Origin of the sequence: Salinarimonas rosea DSM 21201 (assembly GCF_000429045.1) — a bacterium.
GTDB lineage: Bacteria > Pseudomonadota > Alphaproteobacteria > Rhizobiales > Beijerinckiaceae > Salinarimonas > Salinarimonas rosea.
On sequence record NZ_KE386841.1, the window covers coordinates 249,754 to 276,003 of the forward strand.

The 26,250-nt window shown below is 73.1% G+C and carries 29 protein-coding genes; 12 read left to right on the forward strand and 17 right to left on the reverse strand.

Features of this window, described 5'->3' with window-relative positions; all coding sequences use genetic code 11:
- Position 1 precedes the first annotated feature (1 nt).
- From deoC to G407_RS0122500, 6 genes are all read right to left on the reverse strand, one after another.
- Positions 2–796 carry a deoxyribose-phosphate aldolase gene (deoC, locus tag G407_RS0122475; protein WP_043540358.1) on the reverse strand — a complete coding sequence of 265 codons (795 nt, stop codon included), beginning with the start codon at positions 794–796 and terminating at the stop codon, positions 2–4.
- A complete protein-coding gene (locus G407_RS0122480; RefSeq protein WP_029032614.1) occupies positions 793–1,620 on the reverse strand; it encodes a purine-nucleoside phosphorylase in 828 nt (275 codons plus the stop codon). Before G407_RS0122480 ends, deoC begins: the two co-directional genes overlap by 4 nt.
- Positions 1,621–1,643: 23 nt before the next feature.
- The gene (locus G407_RS0122485) at positions 1,644–2,069 is read right to left on the reverse strand and encodes a cytidine deaminase (RefSeq protein ID WP_029032615.1); all 426 of its coding nucleotides are present in this window, start codon (positions 2,067–2,069) and stop codon (positions 1,644–1,646) included.
- The gene (locus G407_RS0122490) at positions 2,069–3,010 is read right to left on the reverse strand and encodes an ABC transporter permease (protein WP_029032616.1); all 942 of its coding nucleotides are present in this window, start codon (positions 3,008–3,010) and stop codon (positions 2,069–2,071) included. The genes G407_RS0122485 and G407_RS0122490 overlap by 1 nt, the downstream gene beginning before the upstream one ends.
- 3 nt (positions 3,011–3,013) lie before the next feature.
- Positions 3,014–4,126, reverse strand: coding sequence for an ABC transporter permease (locus tag G407_RS0122495; RefSeq protein WP_029032617.1), 1,113 nt, complete (start codon positions 4,124–4,126; stop codon positions 3,014–3,016).
- A 175-nt stretch (positions 4,127–4,301) separates the two neighbouring features.
- Positions 4,302–5,705 carry a leucyl aminopeptidase family protein gene (locus tag G407_RS0122500; protein ID WP_029032618.1) on the reverse strand — a complete coding sequence of 468 codons (1,404 nt, stop codon included), beginning with the start codon at positions 5,703–5,705 and terminating at the stop codon, positions 4,302–4,304.
- 173 nt (positions 5,706–5,878) lie between these two features.
- On the opposite strand from G407_RS0122500, the gene G407_RS0122505 reads away from it, so the two are divergent.
- The 6 genes from G407_RS0122505 (at position 5,879) to G407_RS0122530 (ending at position 9,461) form a co-directional block, all read left to right on the forward strand.
- Positions 5,879–6,694 (forward strand): tetratricopeptide repeat protein, encoded by an 816-nt coding sequence (locus tag G407_RS0122505; protein WP_029032619.1) that lies wholly within the window; start codon positions 5,879–5,881, stop codon positions 6,692–6,694.
- A gap of 83 nt (positions 6,695–6,777) precedes the next feature.
- Positions 6,778–7,971 (forward strand): GNAT family N-acetyltransferase, encoded by a 1,194-nt coding sequence (locus tag G407_RS30790; protein WP_052341760.1) that lies wholly within the window; start codon positions 6,778–6,780, stop codon positions 7,969–7,971.
- Positions 7,972–8,122: 151 nt separating this feature from the next.
- Complete coding sequence (locus G407_RS0122515; protein ID WP_029032620.1) at positions 8,123–8,581, forward strand: YgaP-like transmembrane domain; 459 nt, start codon at positions 8,123–8,125, stop codon at positions 8,579–8,581.
- Positions 8,582–8,626: 45 nt separating this feature from the next.
- Positions 8,627–8,800 carry a DUF1328 domain-containing protein gene (locus G407_RS31420; protein ID WP_029032621.1) on the forward strand — a complete coding sequence of 58 codons (174 nt, stop codon included), beginning with the start codon at positions 8,627–8,629 and terminating at the stop codon, positions 8,798–8,800.
- Between the two features lie 105 nt (positions 8,801–8,905).
- Positions 8,906–9,175 carry a BrnT family toxin gene (locus G407_RS0122525; RefSeq protein WP_029032622.1) on the forward strand — a complete coding sequence of 90 codons (270 nt, stop codon included), beginning with the start codon at positions 8,906–8,908 and terminating at the stop codon, positions 9,173–9,175.
- Positions 9,162–9,461: a hypothetical protein gene (locus G407_RS0122530; protein WP_156917685.1), complete on the forward strand. Its 300-nt coding sequence runs from the start codon at positions 9,162–9,164 to the stop codon at positions 9,459–9,461. Before G407_RS0122525 ends, G407_RS0122530 begins: the two co-directional genes overlap by 14 nt.
- 34 nt (positions 9,462–9,495) lie before the next feature.
- Here the strand turns inward: G407_RS0122530 and G407_RS0122535 are convergent, their stop codons facing one another.
- The 6 genes from G407_RS0122535 to rpmB all read right to left on the reverse strand — a co-directional run bounded on the left by G407_RS0122535 (position 9,496) and on the right by rpmB (position 14,652).
- Entirely contained in the window at positions 9,496–10,500 is a 1,005-nt protein-coding gene (locus tag G407_RS0122535; protein ID WP_029032624.1) for an Hsp33 family molecular chaperone, read from the reverse strand.
- Entirely contained in the window at positions 10,497–11,447 is a 951-nt protein-coding gene (gene argF / locus G407_RS0122540; RefSeq protein WP_029032625.1) for an ornithine carbamoyltransferase, read from the reverse strand. The genes G407_RS0122535 and argF overlap by 4 nt, the downstream gene beginning before the upstream one ends.
- The gene (locus G407_RS0122545; RefSeq protein WP_029032626.1) at positions 11,447–12,667 is read right to left on the reverse strand and encodes an aspartate aminotransferase family protein; all 1,221 of its coding nucleotides are present in this window, start codon (positions 12,665–12,667) and stop codon (positions 11,447–11,449) included. The genes argF and G407_RS0122545 overlap by 1 nt, the downstream gene beginning before the upstream one ends.
- 290 nt (positions 12,668–12,957) lie before the next feature.
- A complete protein-coding gene (locus G407_RS0122555) occupies positions 12,958–13,581 on the reverse strand; it encodes an HD domain-containing protein (RefSeq protein ID WP_052341761.1) in 624 nt (207 codons plus the stop codon).
- A gap of 43 nt (positions 13,582–13,624) precedes the next feature.
- Positions 13,625–14,260 (reverse strand): queuosine precursor transporter, encoded by a 636-nt coding sequence (locus G407_RS0122560; protein ID WP_043540359.1) that lies wholly within the window; start codon positions 14,258–14,260, stop codon positions 13,625–13,627.
- Positions 14,261–14,352: 92 nt separating this feature from the next.
- Positions 14,353–14,652: a 50S ribosomal protein L28 gene (rpmB, locus tag G407_RS0122565; RefSeq protein WP_029032629.1), complete on the reverse strand. Its 300-nt coding sequence runs from the start codon at positions 14,650–14,652 to the stop codon at positions 14,353–14,355.
- 386 nt (positions 14,653–15,038) lie between these two features.
- Here rpmB and G407_RS0122570 point away from each other — a divergent pair, with 386 nt between their 5' ends.
- From G407_RS0122570 to G407_RS29480, 3 genes are all read left to right on the forward strand, one after another.
- Positions 15,039–15,878, forward strand: a complete 840-nt coding sequence (locus tag G407_RS0122570; RefSeq protein WP_029032630.1) for a DUF3108 domain-containing protein — start codon at positions 15,039–15,041, stop codon at positions 15,876–15,878.
- Between the two features lie 87 nt (positions 15,879–15,965).
- Positions 15,966–17,078, forward strand: coding sequence for a heat-inducible transcriptional repressor HrcA (hrcA, locus tag G407_RS0122575; RefSeq protein ID WP_052341762.1), 1,113 nt, complete (start codon positions 15,966–15,968; stop codon positions 17,076–17,078).
- Between the two features lie 99 nt (positions 17,079–17,177).
- Complete coding sequence (locus tag G407_RS29480; protein WP_052341763.1) at positions 17,178–17,417, forward strand: DUF2093 domain-containing protein; 240 nt, start codon at positions 17,178–17,180, stop codon at positions 17,415–17,417.
- Here the strand turns inward: G407_RS29480 and lpxK are convergent.
- The 5 genes from lpxK to G407_RS29490 all read right to left on the reverse strand — a co-directional run bounded on the left by lpxK (position 17,414) and on the right by G407_RS29490 (position 21,668).
- Positions 17,414–18,415 carry a tetraacyldisaccharide 4'-kinase gene (lpxK, locus tag G407_RS0122585; RefSeq protein ID WP_029032632.1) on the reverse strand — a complete coding sequence of 334 codons (1,002 nt, stop codon included), beginning with the start codon at positions 18,413–18,415 and terminating at the stop codon, positions 17,414–17,416. The two genes, G407_RS29480 and lpxK, sit on opposite strands and share 4 nt — an antisense overlap.
- The gene (locus G407_RS0122590; RefSeq protein WP_029032633.1) at positions 18,415–19,707 is read right to left on the reverse strand and encodes a 3-deoxy-D-manno-octulosonic acid transferase; all 1,293 of its coding nucleotides are present in this window, start codon (positions 19,705–19,707) and stop codon (positions 18,415–18,417) included. The genes lpxK and G407_RS0122590 overlap by 1 nt, the downstream gene beginning before the upstream one ends.
- Positions 19,704–20,444 carry a lysophospholipid acyltransferase family protein gene (locus tag G407_RS0122595; protein ID WP_029032634.1) on the reverse strand — a complete coding sequence of 247 codons (741 nt, stop codon included), beginning with the start codon at positions 20,442–20,444 and terminating at the stop codon, positions 19,704–19,706. The genes G407_RS0122590 and G407_RS0122595 overlap by 4 nt, the downstream gene beginning before the upstream one ends.
- Before the next feature lie 30 nt (positions 20,445–20,474).
- On the reverse strand, positions 20,475–20,759 hold the full coding sequence (locus G407_RS29485) for a DUF4170 domain-containing protein (protein WP_052341764.1): 285 nt from the start codon (positions 20,757–20,759) through the stop codon (positions 20,475–20,477).
- Positions 20,760–20,831: 72 nt separating this feature from the next.
- Complete coding sequence (locus G407_RS29490) at positions 20,832–21,668, reverse strand: 3'(2'),5'-bisphosphate nucleotidase CysQ (RefSeq protein WP_052341765.1); 837 nt, start codon at positions 21,666–21,668, stop codon at positions 20,832–20,834.
- A gap of 283 nt (positions 21,669–21,951) precedes the next feature.
- On the opposite strand from G407_RS29490, the gene G407_RS30795 reads away from it, so the two are divergent.
- The 3 genes from G407_RS30795 (at position 21,952) to serA (ending at position 26,213) form a co-directional block, all read left to right on the forward strand.
- The gene (locus G407_RS30795; RefSeq protein WP_052341766.1) at positions 21,952–22,443 is read left to right on the forward strand and encodes a DUF6101 family protein; all 492 of its coding nucleotides are present in this window, start codon (positions 21,952–21,954) and stop codon (positions 22,441–22,443) included.
- A gap of 86 nt (positions 22,444–22,529) precedes the next feature.
- Complete coding sequence (locus G407_RS29500; protein WP_052341767.1) at positions 22,530–24,827, forward strand: putative bifunctional diguanylate cyclase/phosphodiesterase; 2,298 nt, start codon at positions 22,530–22,532, stop codon at positions 24,825–24,827.
- Between the two features lie 138 nt (positions 24,828–24,965).
- Positions 24,966–26,213: a phosphoglycerate dehydrogenase gene (gene serA / locus G407_RS0122620; protein WP_029032635.1), complete on the forward strand. Its 1,248-nt coding sequence runs from the start codon at positions 24,966–24,968 to the stop codon at positions 26,211–26,213.
- The last annotated feature ends 37 nt before the right edge of the window (positions 26,214–26,250 follow it).

Sequence of the window (26,250 nt, forward strand, 5' to 3'; positions counted from 1 at the left end):
CTCAGTAGCTCCCGCCCTGCGGCGCCGGGGGCGTGCTCGGGCCGCCGATCGCGGCGACGAGGGCCGCGTGCAGGCCGCTCGCGCCGAAGCGGAAGGTCTCCGGCCGCGCCCAATCCGCGCCCATGATCTCGGCGGCGAGGTCGAGATAGGTGCGCGCCTGCTCGAGCGTGCGGATGCCTCCGGACGGCTTGAGGCCCACGCGCCGACCCCGCGGCGCGGCGGCGATGGTCTCCAGCATGATCCGCGCGGCCTCCGGCGTGGCGGAGACCGCGGTCTTGCCGGTGGAGGTCTTCACGAAGTCCGCGCCCTCGGCGATGGCGAGCGTGCTCGCACGCCGGATGGCGTCCGCTTCCCTCAGCTCGCCCGTCTCGAGGATGACCTTGAGCGGGCGCTCGGCGGGGACCCGCTCGCGCACGGCGGCGATCATGTCGCGCGCCACGTCCTCGTCGCCGGCGAGGAAGGCGCGCCAGGGCAGCACCAGGTCGATCTCGTCGGCGCCGTCGCGCAGGGCCTCGCGTGCCTGCTCGACCACGCGCTCGACGTCCTCGTCACCGGTGGGGAAGTTCACGACGGTCGCGACCCGCACCGGCGAGCCGGTGAGCCGGGCCTTCGCGCGCCCGATGAACTGCGGCCACACGCAGACGGCGGCGACGGGTGGGATCGCGTCCCCGCCCTTGGCCTTGGCGCAGAGCGTGTCGATGGCGCTCTCGGTGCAGGTCTCGTCGAGATTCGTCAGGTCGGTGAGGGCGATCGCGCGCCGCGCGAGGTCCGCGTCCGATGAGGTGGTGTCGCTCATGATGTCCCAGGTCGGTCGATGAGGGCGACGAAGGCGCGCACGAGGCGCTCCAGCATCGGGCCGGCCTCGCCGCCGACCTCCTTCGTCTCCGCATGGCTCGGGTTGGCCCCCTCCAGCCCCGCAGCGAGGTTGGTCACGGTGGAGAGCCCCGCGACGCGCAGCCCATAGAAGCGCGCGAGGATCGTCTCGGGAACGGTGGACATGCCCACGAGATCCGCACCCAGCGTCTGCGCCATCCGGATCTCGGCGGGGGTCTCGAAGGCGGGGCCGGGTGCCCAGAGGTAGACGCCCTCGTGGAGCCCGACGCCGGCCCGATCGGCGGCGGCCGCGAGCGTCACGCGAAGCGCCGGGTCGTAGGCGTCCGTCATGGGAACGAAGCGCGCGTCGTCGGTCTCGCCGACGAGGGGATTCTTGCCGAAAAGGCTGATGTGGTCGCTGATCGCGACCAGCGCCGGCGGGCGGATGTCGAGCCGGGTCGAGCCGGCGGCGTTGGTGAGCAGCAGCGGCGGCGCGCCGAGCTGCGCGATCGCGCCGATGGCGACGCGCATCACCGCGGGATCGCCATGCTCGTAGTAGTGCGCGCGGCCCTGGAGCGCGAGCACGCGCCGGCCCTCGAGCGTGCCTGCGACGAGCCGGCCCTTGTGGCCGGACACGCCGCTGCGCGGGAAGTGGGGGATGTCGGCGAAGGGGATCGCGACCGCATCGTCCAGCTTGTTGGCGAGCGGGCCCAGCCCCGTGCCGAGCACCATGGCGCAGGCGAAGGGGCCGTCGCCGCCCGCGTCGTCGATACCGCCGGCGCGGATTGCCGCCACCGCCTCGTCGATGCGCTGGGTCCAGGAGAAGGTGGTCACGGCGTCTCTCCGGCGCTGTCGAGATTGTCGGGCCCGAAGGAATGGGGCAGGAGCTCGTCGAGCGTGAACGTCCGCCGCACGCCCTCGGGACCCGCGACGTGCACCGGCGTGTCGGGCCGGGCGAACTCGCGGATGCGCTGGCGGCAGCCGCCGCAGGGCGTGCACAGCATGGCGCCGGGGCCGATCACCAGGATCTCGGCGATGCGCCGCCCGCCCTCGGCCGCCATCCGCGAGATGGCGCCGGTCTCGGCGCAGGCGCCCTGCGGATAGGCGGCGTTCTCGACGTTGCAGCCGGCGTGGATCCGCCCCGCCTCGTCGCGGATCGCGGCGCCGACGGGAAAGCGCGAGTACGGCACGTGGGCGCGCGCCTGCGCGGCCTTCGCGGCCGCGAAGAGGTCGTCCATGGTCGAGGGCCCCGGCATCAGCGCTCCTTCACGTAGGGCTCGCCGGCGGCGCGCGGCGGGATGGCGCGGCCGACGAAGCCCGCGAGCAGGATGACCGTCATGGCGTAGGGCAGGGCCTGGATCGCCTGGACGGGCATCTCGCCGAGACCGGGGATGTCGACGCCCTGGAGGCGGATCGAGAGCGCCTCGAGGAAGCCGAACAGCGCGCAGGCGCCGAGCGCCGGCCAGGCCCGCCACTTGGCGAAGATCAGGGCGGCGAGCGCGATGAAGCCCTTGCCCGCGGTCATGCCCGGCAGGAAGCCGGCGGACAGGGCGGTGCCGATGAACGCGCCGCCGATGCCGCAGAACACGCCGGCGAGGATCACCGCGACGTAGCGCAGCCCGGTCACGGAGATGCCGGCGGTGTCGACGGCCGCCGGCTTCTCGCCGACCGCGCGCAGGCGCAGGCCGAAGCGCGTCTTGGCCAGCACGAACCAGGTCAAGGGCACGAGGAGGAGCGCGAGGTAGACGAGGAAGGACTGGCCGAAGAGCACCTGCACGAGGCGCGACTGGTCCGAGACGTCGAACAGCGCGAGGAAGCGCTGCTCGCCCTCGAGCGCCGGCGTGCGCCCCCCTTGGCCGTACCAGGCATTGCCGATCACCGCCGTGAGGCCCGCGGCCAGCATGTTGATGGCCACGCCGGAGACGATCTGGTTGCCGCGCTGCGAGATCGAGGCGAAGCCGTGCACGAGCGCGAAGAGCGTCGAGGCGCCGATGCCGGCCAAGAGCCCCCAATAGGCCGAGCCGGTGGCGTAGCTCGCGCTCGCGGCGGCGAAGGCCGCGATCAGGAGCTTGCCCTCGAGCCCGATATCGATGACGCCCGAGCGCTCGGACCAGAGGCCGGCGAGGCAGGCGCAGAGCAGCGGGATCGTCAGCCGCAGGGTGGATTCGCCGAGCGCGAGGAGGCTCATCGCGTCCATGGCTCAAGCCTCCTTCGCCACGGGCCGGGCCGCGCGCCCGGCGAAGGCGGCGGCGACGAGGCGCTTGAACAGGCCGTCGAGCGCGCCGGCGAAGAGGATCAGCACCCCGCCGATCACGACGATCATGTCGCGCGTGATCGCGGGCACCTCGAAGGCGAGCTCGGCGCCGCCCTGGTAGAGCATGCCGAAGAGAAGGGAGGCGAGGATGATCCCGACCGGATGCCCGCGCCCCATCAGCGCCACCGCGATGCCGACGAAGCCGTAGCCGGAGGTGAACTCCAGCAGCAGCCGGTGCTGGTAGCCCATCAGCTCGTTCACGGCGAGCCCGGCGGCGAGCGCGCCGGAGATCGCCATGGCCACGACGGTGACCGCGCGTGGCGAGATGCCGGCGTAGACGGCGGCGGTCGGGTTCGCGCCGACGGTCCGGATGGCGTAGCCGAGGCGCGAGCGGAAGATCAGCAGCCAGACCAGCCAGGCGGCGATCAGCGCCAGGAAGAGCGAGGCGTTGAGCTGGGAGCGCGGCAGCTCGAGCCCGACGGCGGCGCCGAGCTCGTGCATCGCCGGCACGAACGACGCCGTCGGGAAGAGCGGCGTCTCCGGGTTCATCGAGGTCGGCGGGCGCAGCACGTTGACGAGGAGGTAGACCGACAGGATCGAGGCGAGCCAGTTGAACATGATCGTCGTGATGACGATGTGGCTGCCGCGATAGGCCTGCAGGTAGCCCGGCACCACGCCCCAGAAGGCGCCGAAGGCGGCGGCGGCGAGGATGCCGAGCGGGATCGCCAGGAAGGGGGGGACGGGCAGGAACAGCAGCGCCAGCGCGAGGCCGACGCCGCCGAGCATCGCCTGCCCCTCGCCGCCGATGTTGAAGAGCCCGGCGTGGAACGCCACCGCCACCGCGAGGCCCGTGAAGATGAAGTTGGTCGCGTAGAACAGCGTGAACCCGAGCGCGTAGCCGGATCCCAGCGAGCCGTAGATCAGCACGCGCGTGACGGTGAGCGGGTCCTCGCCGATGAACAGCACCACGATGCCGGCGACGAGGAAGGCGGCGACGACGCTCACCGCCGGGACGAGGGCGACGTCCGCCCAGCGCGGGAGCTTCATCGGTGCGGCCATCGCGCACCCTCCCGCTCCGCCCCGATCCAACCCCCGGTCATGCCACCCCTCCGCGCCGGCTCCGTCACGCTACACAAGCAGCCTTGCGCGCGTCCCGCCAGTGGCTTCGCGCACGATCCGCCCGGAAATCCACCGGTCCCGTCGCCGCAGCGTCGCGGGCGGGTGTCGCCGTCGGTCAGCCGCGGCCGAAGCGCTCGGCGACGAGCGCGTGGACGAGGCGCCCGGCCTGGACCTCGCCCCCCTCCGGGCGCCCGGGCTTGGTGCTCGGGTTCCAGGCGAAGAGGTCGAGATGGGCGTAGGACTTCGCCCGCGAGACGAACCGGCGCAGGAAGAGGCCCGCCGTGATCGCTCCGGCGTGGGGGCCGCCGGAGATGTGGTTCACGTCGGCGATCTTGGAGTCGAGCAGCTTGTCGTAGGGCTTCCACAGCGGCAGCCGCCAGACCGGGTCGTGCACGGCCTGCGACAGCCGCGCGAGGTCGGCGGCGAGGCCCTCGTCGTCGGTCATCAGCGCGGGAAGGTCGGGCCCGAGCGCCACGCGCGCCGCGCCGGTGAGGGTGGCGAAGTCGACGAGGAGGTCGGGCGCCTCCTCGTCGGCGAGCGCCAGCGCATCGGCGAGGATGAGGCGTCCCTCCGCATCCGTGTTGCCGATCTCGACGGTCAGCCCCTTGCGGCTCGAAAGCACGTCGCCGGGGCGGAAGCTGTCGCCGGCGATGGAGTTCTCGACAGCGGGCACCAGCAGGCGCAGCCGCACGGGGAGGTTCGCCGCCATGATCATCGCGGCGGTGGCGATGGCGGCGGCGGCGCCGCCCATGTCCTTCTTCATCAGCAGCATGGCGGCGGAGGGCTTGATGTCGAGCCCGCCGGTGTCGAAGGCGACGCCCTTGCCCACCAGCGTCACCTTCGGGGCGTCGGCGGCGCCCCAGGTCAGGTCCGCGAGCCGCGGCGCGCGCGAGGCGGCGCGGCCGACCGCGTGGATCATCGGGAAGCCGCGCTCGAGCAGCGCCTCGCCCTCGATCACGGAGACCTCGGCGCCGTGGCGCTCGGCGAGCGCGACGACGGCGGCGGCGATCCCGTCCGGCCCGAGGTCGTTGGCCGGCGTGTTGACGAGGTCGCGCCCGAGGCACACCGCCTCGGCCAGGTGCAGGACCGCGCCGGCGTCGACGCCGTCGGGCACGACGAGACGCGCGCGGGGCGTCTCGTCGCCGCTCACGTCCGCCTTGCCGCCGCTGCGCTTGTAGCGGTCGAACCGGTAGGCGCCGAGCGCAAAGGCGAGCGTCGCGAGCTCGGCGTTCGCCGGCGCCGGGTCGAGCCGCCAGGTGCCCGCCGGAAGGGCGGTGGCGAGCCGTCCGGCGGCGAAGGGGTCGTGCGGGTCGAGGCAGGCGAGCGCACGCGCGATGCCGCCCTCGGCGTCGGGCAGGACGACGAGCCGGCCGGGCTTCGGCACGAAGCCCTGCGCCTGCGCGAAGCGCCTCTCGCGCGGATCGAGCGTCTCGGCGAGCGCCGGCCAGCTCCCCTCGTCGACGAGGTGGACCCCGACCGCTGCGGCGGTCGGATCGATTTCGAGCGCGCGGTGCGTCATGACCCCTCCCGGATGAACGCGTCCGGTTATCGGGCGCGCGCCGCGCGTTGGCAAGCGCGGGTGCGGTGCCGGGCGGGGCGCGTTAACGCTGCGGTAAGGTTAAAAGAGTATGGACGTCAGGAGCCTGCAATTGCTCATGACGCGCCCCGCGGCGCGATCCGAAGGAGCGGGGAATGACGACGACACGCGTGCGGAATGGGGGAGGCGCCCGCCTGCGGCGGCTGCCGGCACTCGTCCTCGTCGCGGGGCTCGCCCTCTCGACGGCCGGCTGCCTCTCCTCGCGCGGACCCGCCACGACGGGCGGCATCGACCCCGCGCGGCTCGCCCAGGCCTCCGAGACCGACCTGCGCAGCGCCTCCGACACCCTCGCGCGTCGCAATGCGGCCGATCCCGGCGATGCCCGGGTCGCGATCGCCTACGCCCAGGTCCTGCGCCGGCTCGACCAGCGCGCCCAGGCGGTGGCGGTGCTGCAGCAGGCCTCCATGCGCAACGCCGACGACAAGGTCCTCGCCGGCGCCTACGGCCGCGCCCTCGCCGACGCCGGGCGCCTGCAGGAAGCGCAGGAGGTGCTCGCCCGCGCACACTCGCCGCAGAACCCGGACTGGCGCGTCCTCTCCGCCCAGGGCGCCGTCGCCGACCAGCTCGGCGACCCCGCACGGGCGCAGCGCTTCTACGAGGCGGCGCTCAACCTCGTGCCGGGAGAGCCGACGGTGCTCTCCAACTACGGCCTCTCGCTCGCCCTCTCCGACCAGCTGACGCGGGCGGAGGTGATGCTCCGGCAGGCGGCGGCGCACCCCGACGCCGACGCGCGCGTGCGCCAGAACCTCGCCCTCGTGCTCGGCCTCCAGGGCAAGATGGACGACGCCGAGGCCGTGCTCGCCAGCGACCTGCCGCCGGCCGCCGTCGCCGCCAATCTCGACGCGATCCGCACCATGGTCGCCCAGCCCAATTCCTGGGAGCGCCTGCGCCGCGCCGAGGACCAGGGCTGAACCGCGCTCAGCCCCGGCGTAACCCGCCCTTAGGGCGCGCCTGCTAGGCCTGTCCCTCGCAATGGAGCGGGAGGACGGCCGCGATGGGCGGATGGCGCGACAGGACGACGGCCGCGCAGGCGGTACGCGGCGCCGTGCGGCCCCTCGTCGAGATCGCCGCCGACCCGGCCCTGCGCGCCGCCTGGGCCCGCCTCGCGCGCGACGCGTCGGATGCGAACCCGTTCTGGGGACCCGACTTCCTCGTCCCGCTGATGCGCGGCCGGCGGGTCCCCTGCGCCGTCGTCCTGGCCGAGGACGGAGCCGGCGGCCCGCGCCTCCTCGCCTTCCTGCCGCTCGCCCGGACGGCCGGCGTGCCCGGCCTCCTGCCGGCGCGGCTCGAGGGCCTGCGTCATCCGATGATCGTCGACACGACGCCGCTCCTCGACCGCACCGATCCGCAGGGCGCGGCGGCGGCGCTGGTCGAGACGCTCGCAGCCCACGCGCCGGGCGCGGTGCTGCGCCTGCCGCTGTGCGTCGCCGGCGCGACCGCCGACGCGCTCGACGCCGCGGCCGCGCAGGCCGGGCTCGCGACGGCACGGGTCGACGGCTTCGCCCGCGCGGCGATCTCCCGGGACGGGACGGCCGAGCCGTCGACGCGCAAGCGCAAGGAGCTGCGGCGCGCGGCGACCGCGCTCGCCCGCGCGGGCACCGCGACCTACGAGACCGTGTCGGGTGCCGACGTCGGCGCCGGCGTCGCGGCCTTCCTCGCGCTCGAGCGCTCGGGCTGGAAGGGCGCGGCGGGCACCGCGCTCGCCTGCGCGCCCGAGACGCGCGCCTTCGCCGACGCGGCGCTCTCGTCGGGATCCGTCGCCCCGCGCGTGGTGGTCGATCTCCTGCGCGTCGACGGCCGACCGGTGGCGGCCTCCGTGCACATCCTCGCGGGGGATCGCGGCGGCACCTTCAAGTGCGCCTACGACGAGCGCTTCGCCAAGGCCTCGCCCGGTCAGCTGCTCGACGCGTGGACGGCGGAGCGCGTGCGGGCGGGGGAGCACCCGGCGCGGGCGCTCGATTCCTGCGCGGCGCCGGGCCACCCGATCGAGTCGCTGTGGACCGATCGCCTGGCGGTCGACGACCGGCTGATCGCGCTGTCCGCCTCCCCCCGTGGCGCCCGTCTCGCCCGGATCGCCGAGCGCCTGCGGCGGCTCGACGGGGCGGTCGGTCGGGCGAAGGCCTGGGCCCGGCGCCGGCTCGGGCGCCGCGAGACGGCGCTGCGCGCGCCGCCTGCGCAGGACGGCTGATCCCGCTGCGGCCATCGGCAGAGCCGGCCTCCTCGGCCGCGATCGATCCGCGCGCTCCGCCTGAACGAGTCGCGCTTGGGATCGATTTCCGCGGCTCGCGCGTTCCCGGGACCGGAAGACGCCCCCGGAGCTTCGCGAGAGGAGCCGCGACATGATCAGCGACACGGCCACCCGCGTCCGCCGCCATTCCAGCGACGAGGCGAACGCCCGGATCGACCACGCGACCAACGCCAGCGTCCGCTACCACGCCCGCCATCCCGACCGCATCGACGCCCGCCTGCGTGCGCTCGACGCGGAATGGGACGTCGAGCGCGTGCTCGAGGCCTATGCCGGCGCGGCGGCGCTGGGCGGCACGCTGCTCGGCAGCTTCGTCGACCGGCGCTTCCTGGCGCTCCCCGCTGCGGTGGGCGCCTTCCTGCTGCAGCATGCGCTGCAGGGCTGGTGCGTGCCCGTCCCGGCCCTGCGCGCGATGGACGTGCGCACCGAACGCGAAATCGACACCGAGCGCCACGCGCTCAAGGCGCTGCGCGGCGACTACGGCCCGATCGGCCCCGGTCCGCACCAGCGCGACAACCGCGTCGCCCATGCCCTCCAGGCCGCCCGCCTCTAGGGCGGAGCGACAGCTTCACCCCCCATCCCAACCGGAGAGACCACCATGCTCGAATGGGCCCTCATCTTCCTCGTCATCGCGCTCGTCGCCGGCGCCCTCGGCTTCACCGGAGTCGCCAAGGGCGCGGCGCAGATCGCCAAGATCCTGTTCTTCATCTTCATCGCGATCTTCGTGATCCTGCTGCTCCTCGCGGTACTGGGGATCGGCGCGGTGGCGTAGCGGAGCGCGCCGAGGTAGTGTCTACCGACGCAATAAATACAAGGTGATGTGCGCCTCGCATCGAGCCATACCTCCCGCCGCGTACCGACGGGAGGTATCGGCTCGATGGAGTACGAGTGGGACGGTCGGAAGGCCGCGAGCAATCTCGCGAAGCACGGCGTCGGCTTCGAGACCGCCATGGCGGTCTTCTCCGACGCGACGCGCCGGACCCTGCTTGACGTACGCCGAGACTACGGAGAGGCTCGTCTCGTCACACCGGGGCGCGTGGACGGGCGCGTCTACGTGGTCGCGTACACGATGCGAGGCGGTGTCGTCCGCATCATCTCGGCTCGTATTGCGAACCGTCGAGAGGTTGCAGCACATGACGCTCGTTAGAAAGCGACTGGATCCGAACCGTCCACCCCGCGTGACGCAGGAAGAGGCGCGTCGTTACGATCTTCAGCGCGACGAGGACATCGACTACAGCGATATCCCGGATCTCGTCGAGGCTGGCTGGCCGGAGGTCGAGACGGACGCGCACGGCCGACCGGTTGCGGTGCGCGTGCCGGTCGATCCCGCCGTGCTGGAGTGGTTCCGCCGGCACGCGCCGCAGGACGTCGCGCGTACGATGGCCGCTGTGCTCGCACAATACGTGCGCGAGCACGAGGATGAGCAGCGCTGACGCCAATCCGGCTGCCGGGCCGTGCCCCGCCGTCTCACCCCTCCCGCGCCGCTTTCTCCTCGATCTCGTGCGGGTCGAAGCCGTACTTGCGCGAGCAGAACTCGCACGTCACCTGGATCGAGCCGTCGTCGGCGACCATCTCGCGCCGCTCCTCCTCGGGGAAGCGGGTCAGCACGTCGACGACGCGCTCGCGCGAGCAGCGGCAGGCCTCGCGGATGCCCTGCGCCTCGAACACCCGCACACCGCGCTCGTGGAAGAGCCGGAACAGCAGCCGCTCGCTCGACACGGAGGGATCGATCAGCTCGTGATCCTGGATCGTGTCGACCAGCGTCTTCGCCTCGACCCAGGCGTCGTCCTCCGCCGGCTCCGCCCGGTCGTGCCCGGGATGGCCCTCGGGCGGGTCTCCCGGCGGCAGCTCGGCCTGTCGCTGCCGCTCGCTGGAGGAGGGGAGGAACTGCACCATCACCCCGCCGGCGCGGTAGGCCCGCGCCTCGCCGCCGGTCAGCTCCTCGGCGACCGCGAGGCGGATGCGGGTGGGGATCTGCTCGGACTGCCGGAAGTATTGGTGCGCCGCCTCCTCCAGGCCCTGCCCCTCGAGCGGGACGACGCCCTGGTAGCGCCGCAGGTCCGGCCCCTGGTCGATGGTCATGGCGAGATGGCCGTGCCCGAGCAGACGGCCGACGTCGGCCCCGCGCAGGGGCTCGCCGGCGCGGGTGGCGTCGGCGACCTTGCCGGCGTCGAAGCGCGCGAAAGCGCGCAGCCGGTCGGGCGCGTCGTAGTCGACGACGATCATCTCGATCGGCCCGTCCGTCTTGGTCTGGAGCTGGAAGCGCCCGTCGAACTTGAGCGAGGCACCGAGCAGCGCGGTCAGCGCCGCCGCCTCGCCGACGACGCGCGCCACCGCGTCCGGATAGCCGTGGCGGGCCACCAGCGTGTCGACGGCGTCGCCGAGCCGAACCACCCGTCCGCGCACGTCGAGCGCCTCGACCGCGAAGGGGAGGACGACGTCGTCGGCGCCCTCGAATTGCGTCTGCGTCATACCTCTATCCCGAAGCACCAGGCGAGAACCCCCTTCTGCGCATGCAGCCGGTTCTCCGCCTCGTCGAACACCACCGAATGCGGCCCGTCCATCACCGCGTCCGTCACCTCCTCCCCGCGATGGGCGGGCAGGCAATGCATGAATATGGCGTCCGATTTCGCTTTCGCCATGAGGGCTTCGTTCACCTGGTAGGGGGCGAGCAGATTGTGGCGGCGCCCCTCGTCCTCGTCCCCCATCGACACCCAGCAATCGGTGACGACGGCGTCCGCGCCGGCGACCGCCGCCTCGGCGTCCGTGCCGACGACGACGTCGCCGCCGTGCGCCCGGGCCCAGCCGACGAGCTCCTCGGGCGGAGCGAGCTCGGGCGGCGTCGCGATGCGCAGGCGAAACCCGAAGCGCGCCGCCGCGTGCACCCAGGAGGCGAGGACGTTGTTCGAATCGCCCACCCAGGCCACCGTGGCGCCGGCGATGGGCCCGCGATGCTCCTCGTAGGTCATCACGTCCGCCATGATCTGGCAGGGGTGCGAGAGCTTGGTGAGCGCGTTGATCACCGGCACCGTGGCGTTGGCCGCGAGCTCGAGCAGCGTGTCGTGCTCGAGCGTGCGGATGACGATCACGTCGACGTAGCGCGAGAGCACGCGCGCGGTGTCCGCCACCGTCTCGCCGCGGCCGAGCTGCATCTCCTTGCCGGTGAGCATGAGCGACTCGCCGCCGAGCTCGCGCATGCCGACGTCGAAGGAGACGCGGGTGCGGGTCGAGGGCTTGTCGAAGATCATCGCCAGCGTCTTGCCCTCGAGCGGGCGGTCGACCTGGCGCTCGCCGCGGCGGCGCGTGGCCTTGATCCGCACGCCGATGTCGAGGATGCGCCGCAGCTCCTCCGCGGGCAGCGTCGTGAGGTCGGTGAAGTGGCGGATGGCGGGGGTGGGCTTCGGGACGGGCGCGTTCATCAGCGGGCTCCCGCGACCGCGGCCGTCGGCGCCGCCGCGGACGCCTGCTCGAGCGCAACGCAGGCGGCCTCGAGCCGGCGCAGCGCCTCGGCCGTCTCCTCGTCCCGGACGATCAGCGGCGGCAGCAGGCGCACGACGTTGTCCCCGGCGGCGATGCCGATCATCTTCTGGTCGCGCATGGCGGAGACGAGGTCGCCGTTCGGCACCCGGCAGCGCAGGCCGATCATCAGCCCCTCGCCGCGCACTTCCTCGATCACGTCCGGATGGCGGTCGCGCAGCGCCGCGAGCCGCTGCTTGAGCAGGAGCCCGGTGCGGCGCACGTCCTCCAGGAAGCCGTCCGCCAGCACCACGTCGAGCACGGCGTTGCCGACGGCCATGGCGAGCGGGTTGCCGCCGAAGGTCGTCCCGTGGGTTCCCGGCGCCAGCGCGCTCCCCGCCTCCTCCGTGCACAGGATCGCGCCCATGGGGAAGCCGCCGCCGATGCCCTTGGCGACCGTCATGATGTCGGGGCGCGCCTCGGGCCCGGCCCACTCGTGGGCGAAGAGCTTGCCGGTGCGCCCGACGCCGGTCTGCACCTCGTCGTAGATCAGCAGCAGGCCCGCCTCGTCGCAGAGCGCGCGCAGGCCGCGCAGGCACTGGTGGGGGACGGGCCGGATGCCGCCCTCGCCCTGGATCGGCTCGACGAGGATCGCCGCCGTCTCCGGCCCGATCGCCGCACGCATGGCCTCGTGGTCGCCGAAGGGCACCTGGTCGAAACCCTCGACCTTCGGGCCGAAGCCTTCGAGGTACTTCTTCTGGCCGCCGGCGGCGATGGTCGCGAGCGTGCGGCCGTGGAAGGCGCCCTCGAAGGTCAGGATGCGATAGCGCTCCGGCCGGCCGTTCACGTGCTGCCAGCGGCGCGCCATCTTGATCGCGCCCTCGTTCGCCTCCGCGCCGGAATTGGTGAAGAACACCCGGTCGGCGAAGGTGGCGTCGACGAGGCGCTGCGCCAGGCGCTCGCCCTCGGGGATCTCGAACAGGTTCGAGGTGTGCCAGAGCTTGCCGGCCTGCTCGACGAGGGCGGCTACGACGTGCGGATGCGAATGGCCGACGGAGTTGACCGCGATGCCCGCGCCGAAGTCGAGATAGCGCTCGCCGCGTCGCGACACGAGCCAAGCCCCTTCACCCTTCTCGAAGGCCACGTCGGCACGTGCGTAGGTCGGCAGGATCGCAGAGGTCACGGGCTCCATCCTCTTCGCGGGTGGGCGCGCGCGTCCGGCGCGCCCACAAATGAAAGCGCCGCCCGAGAGGGGCGGCCGCACGCGAATTCTATGGGAAGGCCGCCGCGTGTCAACGAAAACACGCGCGACGAGACCCCGGGCGAGGCGCGCTCAGCGCTTCTCGCGCCGGAGCTTCCAGACCTCCCAGGCGGCGAAGCCGAGGAGCGCGACGAGGAGCGAGAACTCGCCGAGGACGATGAGGGCGCTCTGCGACATGGGCCGATCCGGACGGGCTGCGGTGCTCCCGAGAGCTAGCGCGGCGGGCGCCCCGGGGAAGGGGCGCCGTCGCGCCCCGCGAGGGCACGCGTCTCGGCATCGAGCATCGCGCGCAGCCGCGCCGTGACCGGGTCGGCGTCGGTGCGGGAGCGGGCGTAGCCGAGATTGAAGCCGTGGTCGAAATCGGGGCCGTTGTCGCCCTGCACGTGCTGGAGGATGGTCTCGATCTTGTCGAGCGCCTTGGCGAGGACCGCCTCGCGGGTCGTGCCGGCCTCGTACTCGTCGTGGAGCGCGAGCAGCCTCTCGCGGAGCGAAGCGGGCAGCGGCGCGCCGAGCGTCTCGAGATCGGCGCGCTCGCGGGCGGCGCGGCCGTCGTCCGGGCGCTGGTGGATGGCGGGCACGTCGCCGGAGATGGCCTCGCCGAGGTCGTGCACGACGCACAATTCGAGGAGCCGCAGCCGATCGTGCTCGCCGAGCGTGTCGCGGAGGACGATCGCGGCGAGCGCCAGGCGCCAGGAATGCGCGGCGATGCTCTCCGGCGCGCCGTCGGAGGTGCGGCCCGAGCGATGCCGCACCTTCAGCGCCTCGGCGGCGCGCAGAAAGCCGAGAATGCCGGGAAGAGGATCGTCGCTCGGATCGTCGCTCGGAACGTCGCTCATGGATCGGCGCCTGCTCTCGTCCCGGCGAGCCGGGAGGGTGCGATCACGCCGCTCCGTGAACGTCTTCCCAGCGGCGCATGCGCGAGACCAGCGCACCGTAGGGGACGAGCGCGACCGTGGCGACGGCGAGCTTCACCGCCCAGTCGGCGAGCGCGAGCGTCTGCCAGGGCAGCGCGATGCACGCGTCGGCGACGCCGACGGCGCCGAGCATCTGCGTGATCGTCGTGCCGCCGAGCACCGGCCCGCAATGGAAGGCGAGCGAGAAGAAGATCGCCGTGTCGAGCGCCGAGGCGAGCACCGAGGAGGTCAGCGGGGCGATCCACCAGGCCTTGGCGCGGAGCGCGTTGAAGATCGCCACGTCGAGGAGCTGCGCCGAGAGGAAGGCCACGCCCGACGCGATGGCGATGCGGGGCGTCGCGAAATAGATGGACAGCGCCACCGCCAGCGCGAAGCCGGCATAGACCACCTTGCGCGCGCCGGCGGGGCCGAAGCGGCGGTTGGCGAGGTCCGTCACCAGGAAGGCGAAGGGGTAGGTGAAGGCGCCCCAGGTCAGCCAGTCCTGCAGGCCGAAGGACCGGACCGGGTGCTGCACGAGGATGTTCGAGGCGAGCACCACCAGGGCCATCGCCGCGACGGCGAGGACGATGGGGCTGCGGTCGTCGCTGCGCAGGGCGGCCATGATCGAACCTTCGGATGCTGGAAACGGCGAAGGGCGACCGCGAGGCCGCCCGTCGATCTCGTCTCGCGGAGAGGAGCGGCGCGCCCGGCGGGTCAGCCGGCGGCGGCGTCCGCCATCTGCTTCTTCTCGATCTCGCGCTTCACGCCGAGCGCCGTCTGCGACAGCTCGACTTCCTTCGCCTTGGCGAGGAAGGCGTCGAGGCCGCCGCGATGCTCCACCGTGCGCAGGGCGGCAGCGGAGATGCGCATGCGCACCGAGCGGCCCAGCGTGTCGGACTGGAGCGTCACGTTGACGAGGTTCGGCAGGAAGCGACGCTTCGTCTTGCGGTTCGAGTGGCTCACGAGGTGGCCGGTCAGAACGGCCTTGCCGGTCAGTTCGCAACGGCGCGACATGATCTCTTACGTCCTATCGTCGATGAGGTGCGGCCGCGTCTCTCCCCCACGCTCCCGCGCGTGACGCGCGCCGATGCGGGGCGACCGGACACCGGTGTCCCTGGAAGGTTGGAGCCTATAGGCGCAAAGCCCCCGGCGCGTCAAGGACGCAGGGCGCCTTCCGTCACCGCGCGGAAGGCGCGCCGCGGCGCATCGGTCTCCTCGCGCGGCGCGCGCGGGAGGTCGGCGAGGAGACCGCACCGCCTCCCGTATAGGAGTGCGTTAACCATCTGGCTCGATGGTCGATATCGCCTCGACAACGCCCGATTCGCCGAGGAGCCTCGACGGACGCCATCGTGCGCGGGCTCCCGGCGCGAACGGGACCCGACGGGACCCAAGGAAACGCCATGCGCGCGCGCCGCCTCGCACAAGCCCTTCTCGTCGCCGCCTTCGGCACGGCCCTCGCCGCGTCGCCGGGCACGGCATCCGCCCGCGGCTCGTCCTTCGACGCGACCTACGGCATCTGGCTCGCGGGCTTCCCCATCGGCGAGGCGGACGTGACGTCCTCCTCCGACGGGCGGCGCTACGAGATCTCGGTCCAGGCCCGGCTCGTCGGGCTCGCGGGGCTGATCACCGACGGGCGCGGAGCCGCGACGGCGACGGGGCGCGTCGACGGCGAACGGGTGGCGCCCGCGAGCTTCGCGGTGAACTCGGCGTCCAGCCGCGCGAGCCGGACCGTGCGCATGGGCCTCTCCGGCGGCGCGGTCTCCGCCGTGGAGATCCTGCCGCCGCTCCCCGAGCATCCCGACCGCGTGCCGGTCCGCTCCGCCGATCGCCGCGGCGTGGTCGATCCGGTCAGCGCCTTCCTCTTTCCCGCGCGCGGGCGCCTCGCGTCGACCGATCCGGGCCAGTGCGAGCGCACGATCCCCGTGTTCGACGGTGCCTCGCGCTTCGACATCGTGCTGAGCTACGGCGGCACGCGCGAGCTCGACAAGCCCGGCTATTCCGGCCCGGTGCTGATCTGCAAGGCGCGATTCCGGGCCGTCTCCGGCCATCGCGCGGGCAAGGAGGCCGTGCGCTTCATGGAGGACAACCGCGATATGGCGGTCTGGCTCGCGCCGGTGGAGGCGGGCGGTGTGCTGCTGCCGATGCGAATCGAGGTGCGCACGCAGATCGGCATGAGCATCATCGAGGCCTCACGGGTGTCGATCGACGGCGGCGGCGTCGCGCGCCGCGCCTCGAACTGAGCGGCGCGTGCCGATCCGCCGCTTGCGCGCGGGCCGGGGGCGGGTCACATAATCGGGTATGACCGACGCCAGGCACGATCACCCGCGATGACAGGCGAGAGCCCATCCCGCACGGACTTCCTCGGCCGCCTCCCCGGCCAAGCGCAGGCGCTGGCGGAGCTCAACGAGCGCTCGCGCGAGATCTTCCGGCAGATCGTGGAGAGCTATCTCGCCAACGGCGAGCCGGTGGGCTCGCGCAACATCTCGAAGCTCCTGCACGCGCCCTTGTCGCCGGCGTCGGTGCGCAACGTCATGGCCGACCTAGAGCAGGCGGGCCTGATCTTCGCGCCGCACACGTCCGCCGGCCGGCTGCCGACGGAGACGGGCCTGCGCTTCTTCGTCGACGCCATGCTGGAGCTCGGCGACCTGTCGCTCGAGGAGCGCGGCAACATCGAGGCGCAGATGCGCGCGGCCGCCCAGGCGCGCGACTTCGAGAGCGCGCTGGCGGAGGCCTCCGCCATGCTGTCGGGCCTCTCGCGCGGGGCCGGCGTCGTCGTCACCTCGAAGCAGGACCCGCGGCTCAAGCACATCGAGTTCGTGCGCCTCGATCCTGCCCGCGCCCTCGTCGTGCTCGTCTCCGAGGACGGCTCCGTCGAGAACCGCCTGCTCGACCTGCCGCCGGGCCTGCCCGCCTCCGCGCTGACGGAGGCCGCGAACTTCCTCAACGCGCGCATCCGCGGCAAGACGCTCGCCGAGGTCCGCGACGAGACCCGCGCCCTGCGCGAGGCGATGGAGCGCGAGCTCGACGCGCTCACCGCGCGGCTGATCGAGGCGGGGGTCGCGTTTCCCACCGAGGGCGCCGTCGAGCGCCACCTGATCGTGCGCGGCCAGGCGAACCTCCTCGCCGACCTCCAGGCGCTCGAGGACCTCGAGCGCATCCGCCTGCTGTTCGAGGACCTCGAGACCCAGACCGACGTGATCGACCTCCTCGGCCGCGCCGAGGCGGGCGAGGGCGTGCGGATCTTCATCGGCTCGGAGAACAAGCTGTTCTCGCTGTCGGGCTCCTCGCTGGTCGCCGCGCCCTTCCGCGACGGCGGGCAGAAGATCGTCGGCGTGCTCGGCGTGATCGGCCCGACGCGGCTCAACTACGCCCGCATCGTGCCGATGGTGGACTACACGGCCAAGGTGCTCTCGCGGATGCTGGAGGGCAGCGGGAGATGATCGCGCTCGCGGTCGCTGCCCCGAGTTGAACCGGCAGCCCCCTTTCCGCTATGGCTCGGTGGAGCGGTGCGCCCTTTCGCGCGCGGAACGGATGACGCGATGAACAAGATCGAGCGGCCGGGCGGCGAGGCCGAGGTCGAATACCTGGATTCGAGCTTCCGCGTGGTGAAGCCCGGCACCTTCGTGCGCTGCGGCGTCACCGGCGAGGCGATCCCGCTCGAGCGGCTGCGCTACTGGAGCGTCCCGCGCCAGGAGGCCTATGCGAGCCCGCAGGCGGCGCTGGTGCGCCTCGGCTACGCGAAGGACGCGGCGACGGACACCTCGCGGCAGTCGGGCTAGCGGCCGGAGACGGTCGTCGCGAGACCCAGGCGCGCCGCCAGCAGCGCGCGAACGCCGTCGACGTCCTCGAATCGCGCGCTCACCGGCAGCGCCAGGAGCCCGTCCAGCGGCGGGAGGCGGGCGGCGTCCTTCTCCGTCGTCACCGGCAGGAGCCCGCGGGCGCGCGCATGGTCGAGGAGCGCCTCCGCCTCGCCGCGACGGTAGACGTGGTGGTCGGGCAGGGCGACGCGCTCGACGACGCTCGCCCCGCAATCCTCCAGCGTTCGGAAGAACTTCTCCGGCCGGCCGATGCCGGCGAAGGCGAGCACGCGTGCGCCGTCGAGCCGCTCGCCCAGCGCCGGGTCCGGAGCGAGGCGCGCCTGGAAGACGGGCTTGCCGCGGGCGCGGGCCTCCTCGGCCAGCCGCGCGCCGGGCGCGCCGCGGCCCATCAGCACGAGCGCGTCGACGTGCGGCCATTGCGCGGAGAGCGGCGCGCGCAGCGGGCCCGCCGGCAGGCACAGCCCGTTGCCGATCCCGGTCTCGCCGTCCACCACCGCGAAGGCGAGGTCCTTCGCGAGCGCGGGGTTCTGCAGGCCGTCGTCCATGACGATCGCGTCCGCCCCGGCCTCCGCCGCGCGTGCGGCGCCGGCGACGCGGTCCGGCGAGACGATCGTCGGTCGGGCGCGGGCGAGCAGCAGCGCCTCGTCGCCCACCGCGCGATGATCGTGGTGCGCGGGGTCGACCAGGAGCGGCGTATGCGCCCGCCCGCCGTGGCCGCGCGTCAGGAAGGCCGGAGCGAAGCCGCTCTCGACGAGGAGGGCGGCGAGCGCCACGGCGGTCGGCGTCTTGCCGGCGCCGCCCGCGGTGAAGTTGCCCACGCAGATCACGGGGAGTCCGGTGCGCGTGCCGGGCCGGGCCATCCGCCGCGCGGCGACGGACCCGTACAGGGCGCCGGCGGGCGCCAGCAGGCGGGCGGGGAGGCTCGGCGCCTGCGCCGTCCAGAAGCCCGGTGCCCGCATCAGCTGGACGAGCCCGCGCGCAAATCGACGAGGAACGGGTCGATCGCCCGGATCGTGCGCTCCAGCGCGCCGCCGAGCGCGTCCACGGCGGCGGTGCCGGCACGTCCCATCGTGCGCATGCGCCCAGGCTCGGACAGGAGCTGGGCCAGGGCGGCGGCGAGCGCGCGCGCGTCCTCGACCGGCAGGGCGCCGCGGGCGCGGTCGATGGCGGCGTAGACGTCGGTGAAGTTGTGGACGTGCGGCCCGTGCAGGATCGCCGCGCCGAGCTTCGCCGGCTCGATCGGGTTCTGCCCGCCGTGCGGCACGAGCGAGCCGCCCATGAACACCACCGGCGCGAGCCGGTAGAACAGGCCGAGCTCGCCGATCGTGTCGGCGACGTAGAGGTCGACCGTCCGGTCCGGCTGCATTCCGTCCGCGCGCCGCACGGCGACGAGGCCCGATTCGAGCGCCGTCGCGGCGATGTCCGGTCCGCGGTTCGGATGTCGCGGCGCGATGATGGTCAGGAGGCTCGGATAGCGCCTGGAGAGCGCGCGATGGACGGCGATCGCCGCCTCCTCCTCGCCGGGATGGGTCGACGCCGCCATCCAGATCGGGCGCCCGGCGGTCAGCGCCTGGAGGCTCGCCACCGTGCGCGGATCTGCGGGCGGGGCCGGCGAATCGAACTTGAGGTTCCCCGCCACCGCCACCCGCGGCGCGCCGAGCCGCGCGAGGCGCTCGGCGTCGGCCTGCGACTGCGCCAGGCAGAAGGCGAAGCGCGACAGGATCGCCTCCGCCGCCTTGGGCGCGCGCATCCAGCGCCGGAACGAGCGCTCGGACAGCCTGCCGTTGACGAGCACGAGGGGGATGCCGCGCCGGTCGAGCGCGTGCACGAAGTTCGGCCACAGCTCCGACTCGGCGAACAGCGCGAGATCCGGCCGCCAATGGTCGAGGAAGCGCTTGACGTAGAGCGGTACGTCGAGGGGCACGAACTGGTGGATCGCGCCGGGCGGCAGGCGCCGCGCCACGAGCTGCGCCGAGGTCCGCGTGCCCGAGGTGACGAGGACCGTGACGCCCCGTCGCGTCAGCCGCTCGACGAGGGGGAGGATCGAGAGCGTCTCGCCGATCGAGGCGCCGTGCAGCCAGGCGAGCGGTCCCTCGGGCCGCGAGCGGCCGGCATGGCCGCGGCGCTCGCCGAGCCGCGCGGGGTCCTCCTTGCCCTTGCCGCGCCGCCACAGCAGGAGCCCCGCGGCGGCGGGGGTCAGCAGCGACACGCCGAGGCGATAGCCCGCGAGCAGCGGAGAGCCGCGCTTCATGCGCCGCCTCCCGAGGGCGCGGCGCGCAGGTCGCCGCCGGGGTCGCTCGCGCCGATCAGCGTGTAGGCGCGGGCATGGACCCCGTCGAGCCCCGCCTCGACCGCCCGGCGGGCGGCCTCGATCGCGTCCGGCCCCGCATCCCGCGCGACGAAGACGGGATCGCCGATGACGATTGCGCCGCGCCCGAAGGGCAGGCCCAGCGCCGCGCGATCCCAGCTGTCGAAGACCTTGCGCCGGCTCGTCACCACCGCGACGGGGACGATCGGCCGGCCCGAGAGGCGCGCGAGCGTGACGATGCCCTCACCGGCGCGCCGCGCGATCTTGGGAACATCGGCGGTCATCACGACGCTCTCCCCGCCCGCGAGCGCCCGGAGCATGGCGCGCATGGCCTGCGCGCCGCCCTTCTCGCGCACGCGCCCGCGCCCGCGATCGCCGGAGCCGCGGATCGGGCGCACGCCCAGATGCTCGAGCGCGATGGCGTTGAGCTCGCCGTCTCCCGAGCGCGAGACGAGGCAGGCGGTGGGGTCCTGCGGGCGCCTCGCGAGGTGCACCAGGAAGTGCTGGCCGTGCCACATCGCCGCGATCACGGGCATCAGCGGCCCGACGCGGTCGTGCGCGTCCGGCGGCTCCGTCGTGAAGCGGTTCGTCAGGCGCACGAGCCCGAGATAGCGCGCGAAGGCATAGCCCGCCGCGGCTTGGACACGCGGATGCCTGCCGATGCGCTTGAGGAGGGACATGCCCGTGACTTTTCTCGGCCCGCCCGTGATTCAGCCGACCGGCGGCTCGAGCAGGCGATGCAGATGGACGATGAAGTAGCGCATGTGCGCGTTGTCGACGGTCGCCTGCGCCTTCGCCTTCCAGGCGGCGAAGGCCGTCGCATAATCGGGGTAGATGCCGACGATGTCGAGCGCGTCGAGGTCGCGGAAACGGACCTGCTCGGGGTCGTCCAGCTCGCCGCCGAAGACGAGGTGGAGGAGCTGCGCGTCCTTGCCGGCGGCGGTCTGTGCCGCGGCTGGGGCGGGCGTGGGTGCGCGGGTGTCGATCTCGGTCATGCTGCTCTCGTTGCGCTCGGGACCCGGGTTTCGCGGTCGCCGGGAAGCACGGGGCGTGCCGCGATCGCGGGCTCAGCCCGCGGCGGCCGGCCGCCGCGTATCGGTATCGTCGCTCGTCATGGCCTCAACGAGGCGCGGATGCAAGGCGCGCGAGGCCGCGACGAGCACCCCGTGCACCGGCTCCGGCCGATTGTAGACCGGCGCGGCGCCCGCGGGGTCCGACAGCGTGCCGCCCGCCTCGGCGAGAACGAGATCGGCGGCCGCGAGATCCCAGTCGCGCGCATTGGCGGTCACGAGGGCGAGATCGTGCTCGCCGGAGGCGACGCGGGCGATCCGCAGGGCCAGGGACGGGACCTTGGTGACGGCGCCGAAGGGACCGCTGCGGCGCGCCAGCGCGTCCACCATGGGCTTGGGGCCCGCCACGTTCGCGCCGGCCAGCGTCTCCCGGCCGCCGGTCGCGATCGGCGTGCCGTTGAGCCGCGCCCCGGCGCCGGCCTGCGCCTCGTAGAAGCCCTCCCGCGCCGGGGCGTGCACCACGCCGAGCGTCGGCACGCCGTCGACGAGGAGTGCGATCGCCACCGACCAGTCGGCTATGCCGTTGAGGAAGGCGCGGGTGCCGTCGATCGGGTCGACGATCCAGACGAGGCGGCTGTCCAACCGCGCCGGATCGTCGCGGGTCTCCTCGGAGAGCCAGCCGGCCTCCGGCAGGAGCTGCGAGAGCCGCACCTTCAGGAAGGCGTCGACGGAGACGTCCGCCTCGGTGACCGGCGAGCCGCCGGCCTTGTTCCAGACCCGCGCGGTGGTCTTCTCCCCCTCGCGGAAATAGCCGCGGGCGATGTCGCCCGCCTCACGGGCGGCCTCCTCCAGCGAGGAGGCGAGATCGGCGCGTGTCTGGCGGGAAAGGGGCATCGGGGTCTCGTCCGCGGCGGCCGCGACGGCACGTCCGCTCAGCGACGAAGGTAGGGTCGGCAGGGGGCGGGCGCAAGCTCCGCGCCGGGCGCCGCGGCGCGAACGTCGCGCTTTTCCACAAACGTCGCAAGCATTCGTTCAGCATCGCCGGGATTGAGCGTCTTTTAACCGAAAAGCTTAAGCCCCCGGACGCGAAGCATCCGCATGATCGGCGCATGGATCGAGCGGCGATCATCCAAGAACAAGCCGCCGGCCACCCAACGCTGACAGGGCGTCGAGCATGATGGCGGACAGATCATACGCGGCCGGAGCCGTCCCCGCGGGCGGCTCCGGCCTCCTCGATACGGACGAGAGCGCCTGCGACACGCTGGGCCTGTGCGTGCCCCCGGGTCGCCTCGCCGGGCTGGCGATGCGCATCGCCGAGCGGGGCGACGACGAGCCCGCCGGTGGCCCGGCCTTCGAGATCGCGGCCATCGCCCGCACGGGCGAGATCGCGACCGTGCTCGGCCGCTTCGACGAGGAGGAGATCGTCGCCGTGTGGCGCCGCCTCGGCCAGGAGAGCGGCCTGCCCCTGATGATCCAGAATCCCGACGGCAGCCTCGTCGCGCCCTATCCGCAGATCGGGCCGCTGGCCCTCGGCGACGTGCGCCAGCGCCGGCGCCACGGCCTCCTCTCCGGCCGCCGCCCGCGCTTCCTCACCCGCCGCAAGACCGGCCGTCCGGCGGCGCGCCCGCTCGTCTTCCGCGAGCGCGAGATCGTGGCGGGGCGGACCTGAGCGGATTCCGCGGCGCTCGGGTCAGGAATAGAATCGTTCATTAATCGCTGGAGCGGTAGCCTTCGCAGCGCTGCGGAGGTCGATCGATGCATCCCGTTCCAGCCAACGAGACCGAACGCCTCGACGTCCTGAACAGCCTCAACATCCTCGGCACCCCGCCGGCCCGAGGCTTCGACGGCATCTGCCGCGCGGCGCGGGCGCTGTTCGACGTGCCGATCGCCCTCGTTTCGCTCGTCGAGGCGGACCGGCAATGGTTCAAGGCGCGGTGCGGGATCGATCTGGAAGGAACCTCCCGCGAGGTCTCGTTCTGCGCGCACGCGATCCTGTCCGACGACGTCCTCGTGGTCGAGGATGCGTGCGAGGATGCGCGCTTCCGCGACAACCCCCTGGTCGTCGGTCCCCCGCACATCCGCTTCTACGCGGGTGCGCCCCTCGTCCTCGCGCCGGGCGTCGGCGTCGGCACCCTGTGCATCGTCGACCACGCGCCGCGCCCGTTCGGGCCGGGCGAGGCCGAGAAGCTCGCCGACCTCGCGGCCGCCGTGATCGCGCAGCTCGAGGCTCATCGCGAGCGCGCGGCCGCCGAGGCCGAGTCCGTGGCGCGCCGCCGCAGCGAGGAGCTGCTCTCCCGCAAGCACGAGCAGCTCGTGCACACCGAGACGCTGCTGCGCGACATCATCGAGACGATTCCCGACGCGGTCGCCGCCTACGACGCCGACGACCGCCTCATCCTGTTCAACGCCGCCTACAAGGTCTTCTACGCCACGTCCGCGCCGGCCATCAGGCTCGGCGCGAGCTTCGAGGAGATGGTGCGCTACGGCCTCGAGCGGGGGCAGTACGTGGATGCCGGCACGACGTCGGAGACGCGTGCGGCCTGGCTCGACGCCCGCCTCGCGGCGCGCCGCAAGGACCGGAACGAGCGCGTCGTCCAGCACCTCGACGACGGGCGCTGGCTCCAGATCACGGAGCGGCGCTCGGAGAGCGGCGTGCTCGTCGGTGTGCGCACCGACATCACCGACCAGAAGCGCGCCGAGATGCGGGTGCGGAGGGTCGCCGAGACCGACGCGCTGACCGGGCTCGCGAACCGGGAGGTGATCTGGTCGCGTGCCGAGGCGGCCCTCGGCCGGCGCCGGGCCGCCGACGCGCGCGGCGCGCTCGTCCTGCTCGACGTCGATCATTTCAAGGCGATCAACGACACCTACGGGCACGACGCGGGGGATGTCCTGCTGAAGACCACGGCGGATCGTCTCGCCGCGGCCTTCCGCAACAGCGATACCGTAGCGCGCCTCGGCGGTGACGAGTTCGCGGTGCTCGTGACCGGCATCGAGCATGCCGACGATCTCGTGCGGCTGCTCCAGAAGGTTCATCAGCGGCTCACCGAGCCGGTGACGATCGCGGGCAAGGCGATCGTGCCCGGCGTGTCCATGGGCGCCGCCATCTATCCGGCCGACGCCGACACGGCGGAGGACCTGTTCAAGAGCGCGGACATCGCGCTCTACGAGACCAAGCAGAACGGCCGCAACGGCTGGAGCTTCTTCGACCCGACGCTGCGCGAGCGGGCGGAGCGGCGGCGGATGATCGCCACACGGCTGCGGGGGGCCGTCGAGGCGAACGAGATCGCCGTCGTCCTGCATCAGCAGGTCCGGATCTCGGACATGACGCACGTCGGCTTCGAGGCGCTCGCACGCTGGACGCTCGACGGCGACCCGATCGCGCCGTCCGAGTTCGTCGGTGTCGCCGAGGAGGCGGGCCTCGCGAACCAGGTCGGCGCGAGCATCCTGGAACGCGCGATCGACCTGCACGTCTCGCTGATGCGCCCCGGCCGTGACCCCGGCCGGCTCTCCGTCAACGTCGGAGCCACCCAGCTGCTCGACCCCGCGTTTCCCGAGCGCGTCGACGAGATCCTGCGCCGTCGCGCCTTCGCGGCGGATCGTCTGGAGCTCGAGATCGCGGAGCACGTATTGCTGGATCGCGGCGCCGACCGGATCGAGACGACGCTGCACCGGCTCGCCGCCATGGGCGTCGGCCTCGCCCTCGACGATTTCGGGACGGGCTACGCCTCGCTGGCGCATCTGAAGCGCTTCCCGGTGACGCGGCTGAAGATCGACAGGTCGTTCGTGCGCGACTTCGCCACGGACGCGGAGAACGCGGCCATCGTGCGCACGATCGTCGGCCTGGGGCTGAGCCTCGGCATCGGCGTCGTGGCCGAGGGCGTCGAGACGCCCGAGCAGCTCGCGTTGCTGCGCGGGACCGGATGCGCCGACGCCCAGGGCTTCCTCGTCGCGCGCCCGACGGGCGACGCGCGCGAGCTCGCGCGGCAGATCGCGAGCCCGGCGCGGGGTGTGCGCCGGTCGCAGCGATACTACCGCCGCGTGGGCGTGGCCTGAGGACGCGGATCCCGGCGGGTCACGGGTGGCGGTGCGGAGGTCGACCCGGCCATGCGTCGGCGCGGCTTGATTCCAGCGCCCGCGGCTGCGACATGGGAGCTGTGCCGCGCCGGTGCCGAACCCGATCAGAGATTGTCGATGACCGCTCCCCTCTCCCTGTCCAAGGACAAGATCCGGATCCTGCTGCTCGAGAACGTCAACGACAGCGCGGTCGCGCTGCTCGAGGCCGCGGGCTACGTCTCGATCACGCGCCTGAAGACGGCGCTCGACGGGGAGGCGCTGAAGGAGGCGGTCAAGGGCGTGCACATCCTGGGCATCCGCTCGCGCACCCGGCTGACGCAGGAGGTCTTCGAGGCCGCCGACCGGCTGATCGCGGTGGGCTGCTTCTCGGTGGGCACGAACCAGGTCGATCTCGACGCGGCGCGCCTGAGGGGCGTGCCGGTGTTCAACGCGCCGTTCTCGAACACCCGCTCGGTGGCGGAGCTGACCCTCGCCGAGGTCGTGATGCTGATGCGCCGGGTGGTGCCGCGCTCGAACGCCGCACACCAGGGCGGGTGGGACAAGTCGGCCACCGACAGCCACGAGGTGCGCGGCAAGTGCCTCGGCATCGTCGGCTACGGCAACATCGGCTCGCAGCTCTCGACGCTCGCCGAGGGCTTCGGCATGCGGGTGATGTACTACGACCGCACCGACAAGCTGCGCCACGGCAACACGGAGCCGGTCGACAGCCTCCAGGAGCTGCTCGCGAAATCGGACGTGGTGACGCTGCACGTGCCGGAGACGCCGGAGACCGCGGGCATGATCGGCGAGCGCGAGATCCGCGCGATGAAGCCCGGCGCCTACCTCATCAACAACTCCCGCGGCACGGTCGTCGACCTCGAGGCGCTCGCCGCCGCCCTGAGGGACGGGCACCTGCGCGGCGCGGCGGTCGACGTCTTCCCCAAGGAGCCCGGCTCGAACAACGAGCCCTTCGAGAGCCCGCTCCAGGGCATCGAGAACGTCATCCTCACGCCCCACGTGGGCGGGTCGACCGAGGAGGCGCAGGAGCGCATCGGCGTCGAGGTGGCGCGCAAGCTCGTCGAGTATTCCGACGTCGGTGCGACGGTCGGCGCGGTCAACTTCCCGCAGGCGCAGCTGCCCGGGCGCGCCCACGGCACGCGCTGGATCCACGTCCACCAGAATGTGCCGGGCATCCTCTCGCGCCTCATCGGCGTGTTCGCCGACCGCGGCATCAACATCGCCGGGCAGTATCTCCAGACGGACGGCGAGATCGGCTACGTCGTCGTGGAGGCGGACGGGGTGCCCGCCGACAGCCGGGAGATCCTCGGCGCGCTCAGGGCGCTCGAGGGGACGATCCGCGCGCGCATCCTCTACATGAGGCAATAAGGCCACAGCGGGACAGGAAAACCGTCCGCTGCCACGG

Excerpts from the sequence above, each read along its gene's own strand:
- G407_RS0122535 (WP_029032624.1), bottom strand. The coding sequence starts at position 10,500 with ATGACGCAGACGCAATTCGAGGGCGCCGACGACGTCGTCCTCCCCTTC.
- rpmB (WP_029032629.1), bottom strand. The coding sequence starts at position 14,652 with ATGTCGCGCCGTTGCGAACTGACCGGCAAGGCCGTTCTGACCGGCCAC.
- G407_RS30795 (WP_052341766.1), top strand. The coding sequence starts at position 21,952 with ATGGCGGACAGATCATACGCGGCCGGAGCCGTCCCCGCGGGCGGCTCC.
- G407_RS29485 (WP_052341764.1), bottom strand. The coding sequence starts at position 20,759 with ATGACCGAGATCGACACCCGCGCACCCACGCCCGCCCCAGCCGCGGCA.
- G407_RS0122555 (WP_052341761.1), bottom strand. The coding sequence starts at position 13,581 with ATGAGCGACGTTCCGAGCGACGATCCGAGCGACGATCCTCTTCCCGGC.
- hrcA (WP_052341762.1), top strand. The coding sequence starts at position 15,966 with ATGACAGGCGAGAGCCCATCCCGCACGGACTTCCTCGGCCGCCTCCCC.
- G407_RS0122490 (WP_029032616.1), bottom strand. The coding sequence starts at position 3,010 with ATGGACGCGATGAGCCTCCTCGCGCTCGGCGAATCCACCCTGCGGCTG.
- serA (WP_029032635.1), top strand. The coding sequence starts at position 24,966 with ATGACCGCTCCCCTCTCCCTGTCCAAGGACAAGATCCGGATCCTGCTG.
- lpxK (WP_029032632.1), bottom strand. The coding sequence starts at position 18,415 with ATGCGGGCACCGGGCTTCTGGACGGCGCAGGCGCCGAGCCTCCCCGCC.
- G407_RS0122525 (WP_029032622.1), top strand. The coding sequence starts at position 8,906 with ATGGAGTACGAGTGGGACGGTCGGAAGGCCGCGAGCAATCTCGCGAAG.
- G407_RS31420 (WP_029032621.1), top strand. The coding sequence starts at position 8,627 with ATGCTCGAATGGGCCCTCATCTTCCTCGTCATCGCGCTCGTCGCCGGC.
- G407_RS0122570 (WP_029032630.1), top strand. The coding sequence starts at position 15,039 with ATGCGCGCGCGCCGCCTCGCACAAGCCCTTCTCGTCGCCGCCTTCGGC.
- G407_RS29500 (WP_052341767.1), top strand. The coding sequence starts at position 22,530 with ATGCATCCCGTTCCAGCCAACGAGACCGAACGCCTCGACGTCCTGAAC.
- G407_RS0122505 (WP_029032619.1), top strand. The coding sequence starts at position 5,879 with ATGACGACGACACGCGTGCGGAATGGGGGAGGCGCCCGCCTGCGGCGG.
- argF (WP_029032625.1), bottom strand. The coding sequence starts at position 11,447 with ATGAACGCGCCCGTCCCGAAGCCCACCCCCGCCATCCGCCACTTCACC.
- G407_RS0122530 (WP_156917685.1), top strand. The coding sequence starts at position 9,162 with ATGACGCTCGTTAGAAAGCGACTGGATCCGAACCGTCCACCCCGCGTG.
- G407_RS0122515 (WP_029032620.1), top strand. The coding sequence starts at position 8,123 with ATGATCAGCGACACGGCCACCCGCGTCCGCCGCCATTCCAGCGACGAG.
- G407_RS0122595 (WP_029032634.1), bottom strand. The coding sequence starts at position 20,444 with ATGTCCCTCCTCAAGCGCATCGGCAGGCATCCGCGTGTCCAAGCCGCG.
- G407_RS29490 (WP_052341765.1), bottom strand. The coding sequence starts at position 21,668 with ATGCCCCTTTCCCGCCAGACACGCGCCGATCTCGCCTCCTCGCTGGAG.
- G407_RS0122495 (WP_029032617.1), bottom strand. The coding sequence starts at position 4,126 with ATGGCCGCACCGATGAAGCTCCCGCGCTGGGCGGACGTCGCCCTCGTC.
- G407_RS0122590 (WP_029032633.1), bottom strand. The coding sequence starts at position 19,707 with ATGAAGCGCGGCTCTCCGCTGCTCGCGGGCTATCGCCTCGGCGTGTCG.
- G407_RS0122500 (WP_029032618.1), bottom strand. The coding sequence starts at position 5,705 with ATGACGCACCGCGCGCTCGAAATCGATCCGACCGCCGCAGCGGTCGGG.
- G407_RS0122485 (WP_029032615.1), bottom strand. The coding sequence starts at position 2,069 with ATGCCGGGGCCCTCGACCATGGACGACCTCTTCGCGGCCGCGAAGGCC.
- G407_RS29480 (WP_052341763.1), top strand. The coding sequence starts at position 17,178 with ATGAACAAGATCGAGCGGCCGGGCGGCGAGGCCGAGGTCGAATACCTG.
- deoC (WP_043540358.1), bottom strand. The coding sequence starts at position 796 with ATGAGCGACACCACCTCATCGGACGCGGACCTCGCGCGGCGCGCGATC.
- G407_RS30790 (WP_052341760.1), top strand. The coding sequence starts at position 6,778 with ATGGGCGGATGGCGCGACAGGACGACGGCCGCGCAGGCGGTACGCGGC.
- G407_RS0122560 (WP_043540359.1), bottom strand. The coding sequence starts at position 14,260 with ATGGCCGCCCTGCGCAGCGACGACCGCAGCCCCATCGTCCTCGCCGTC.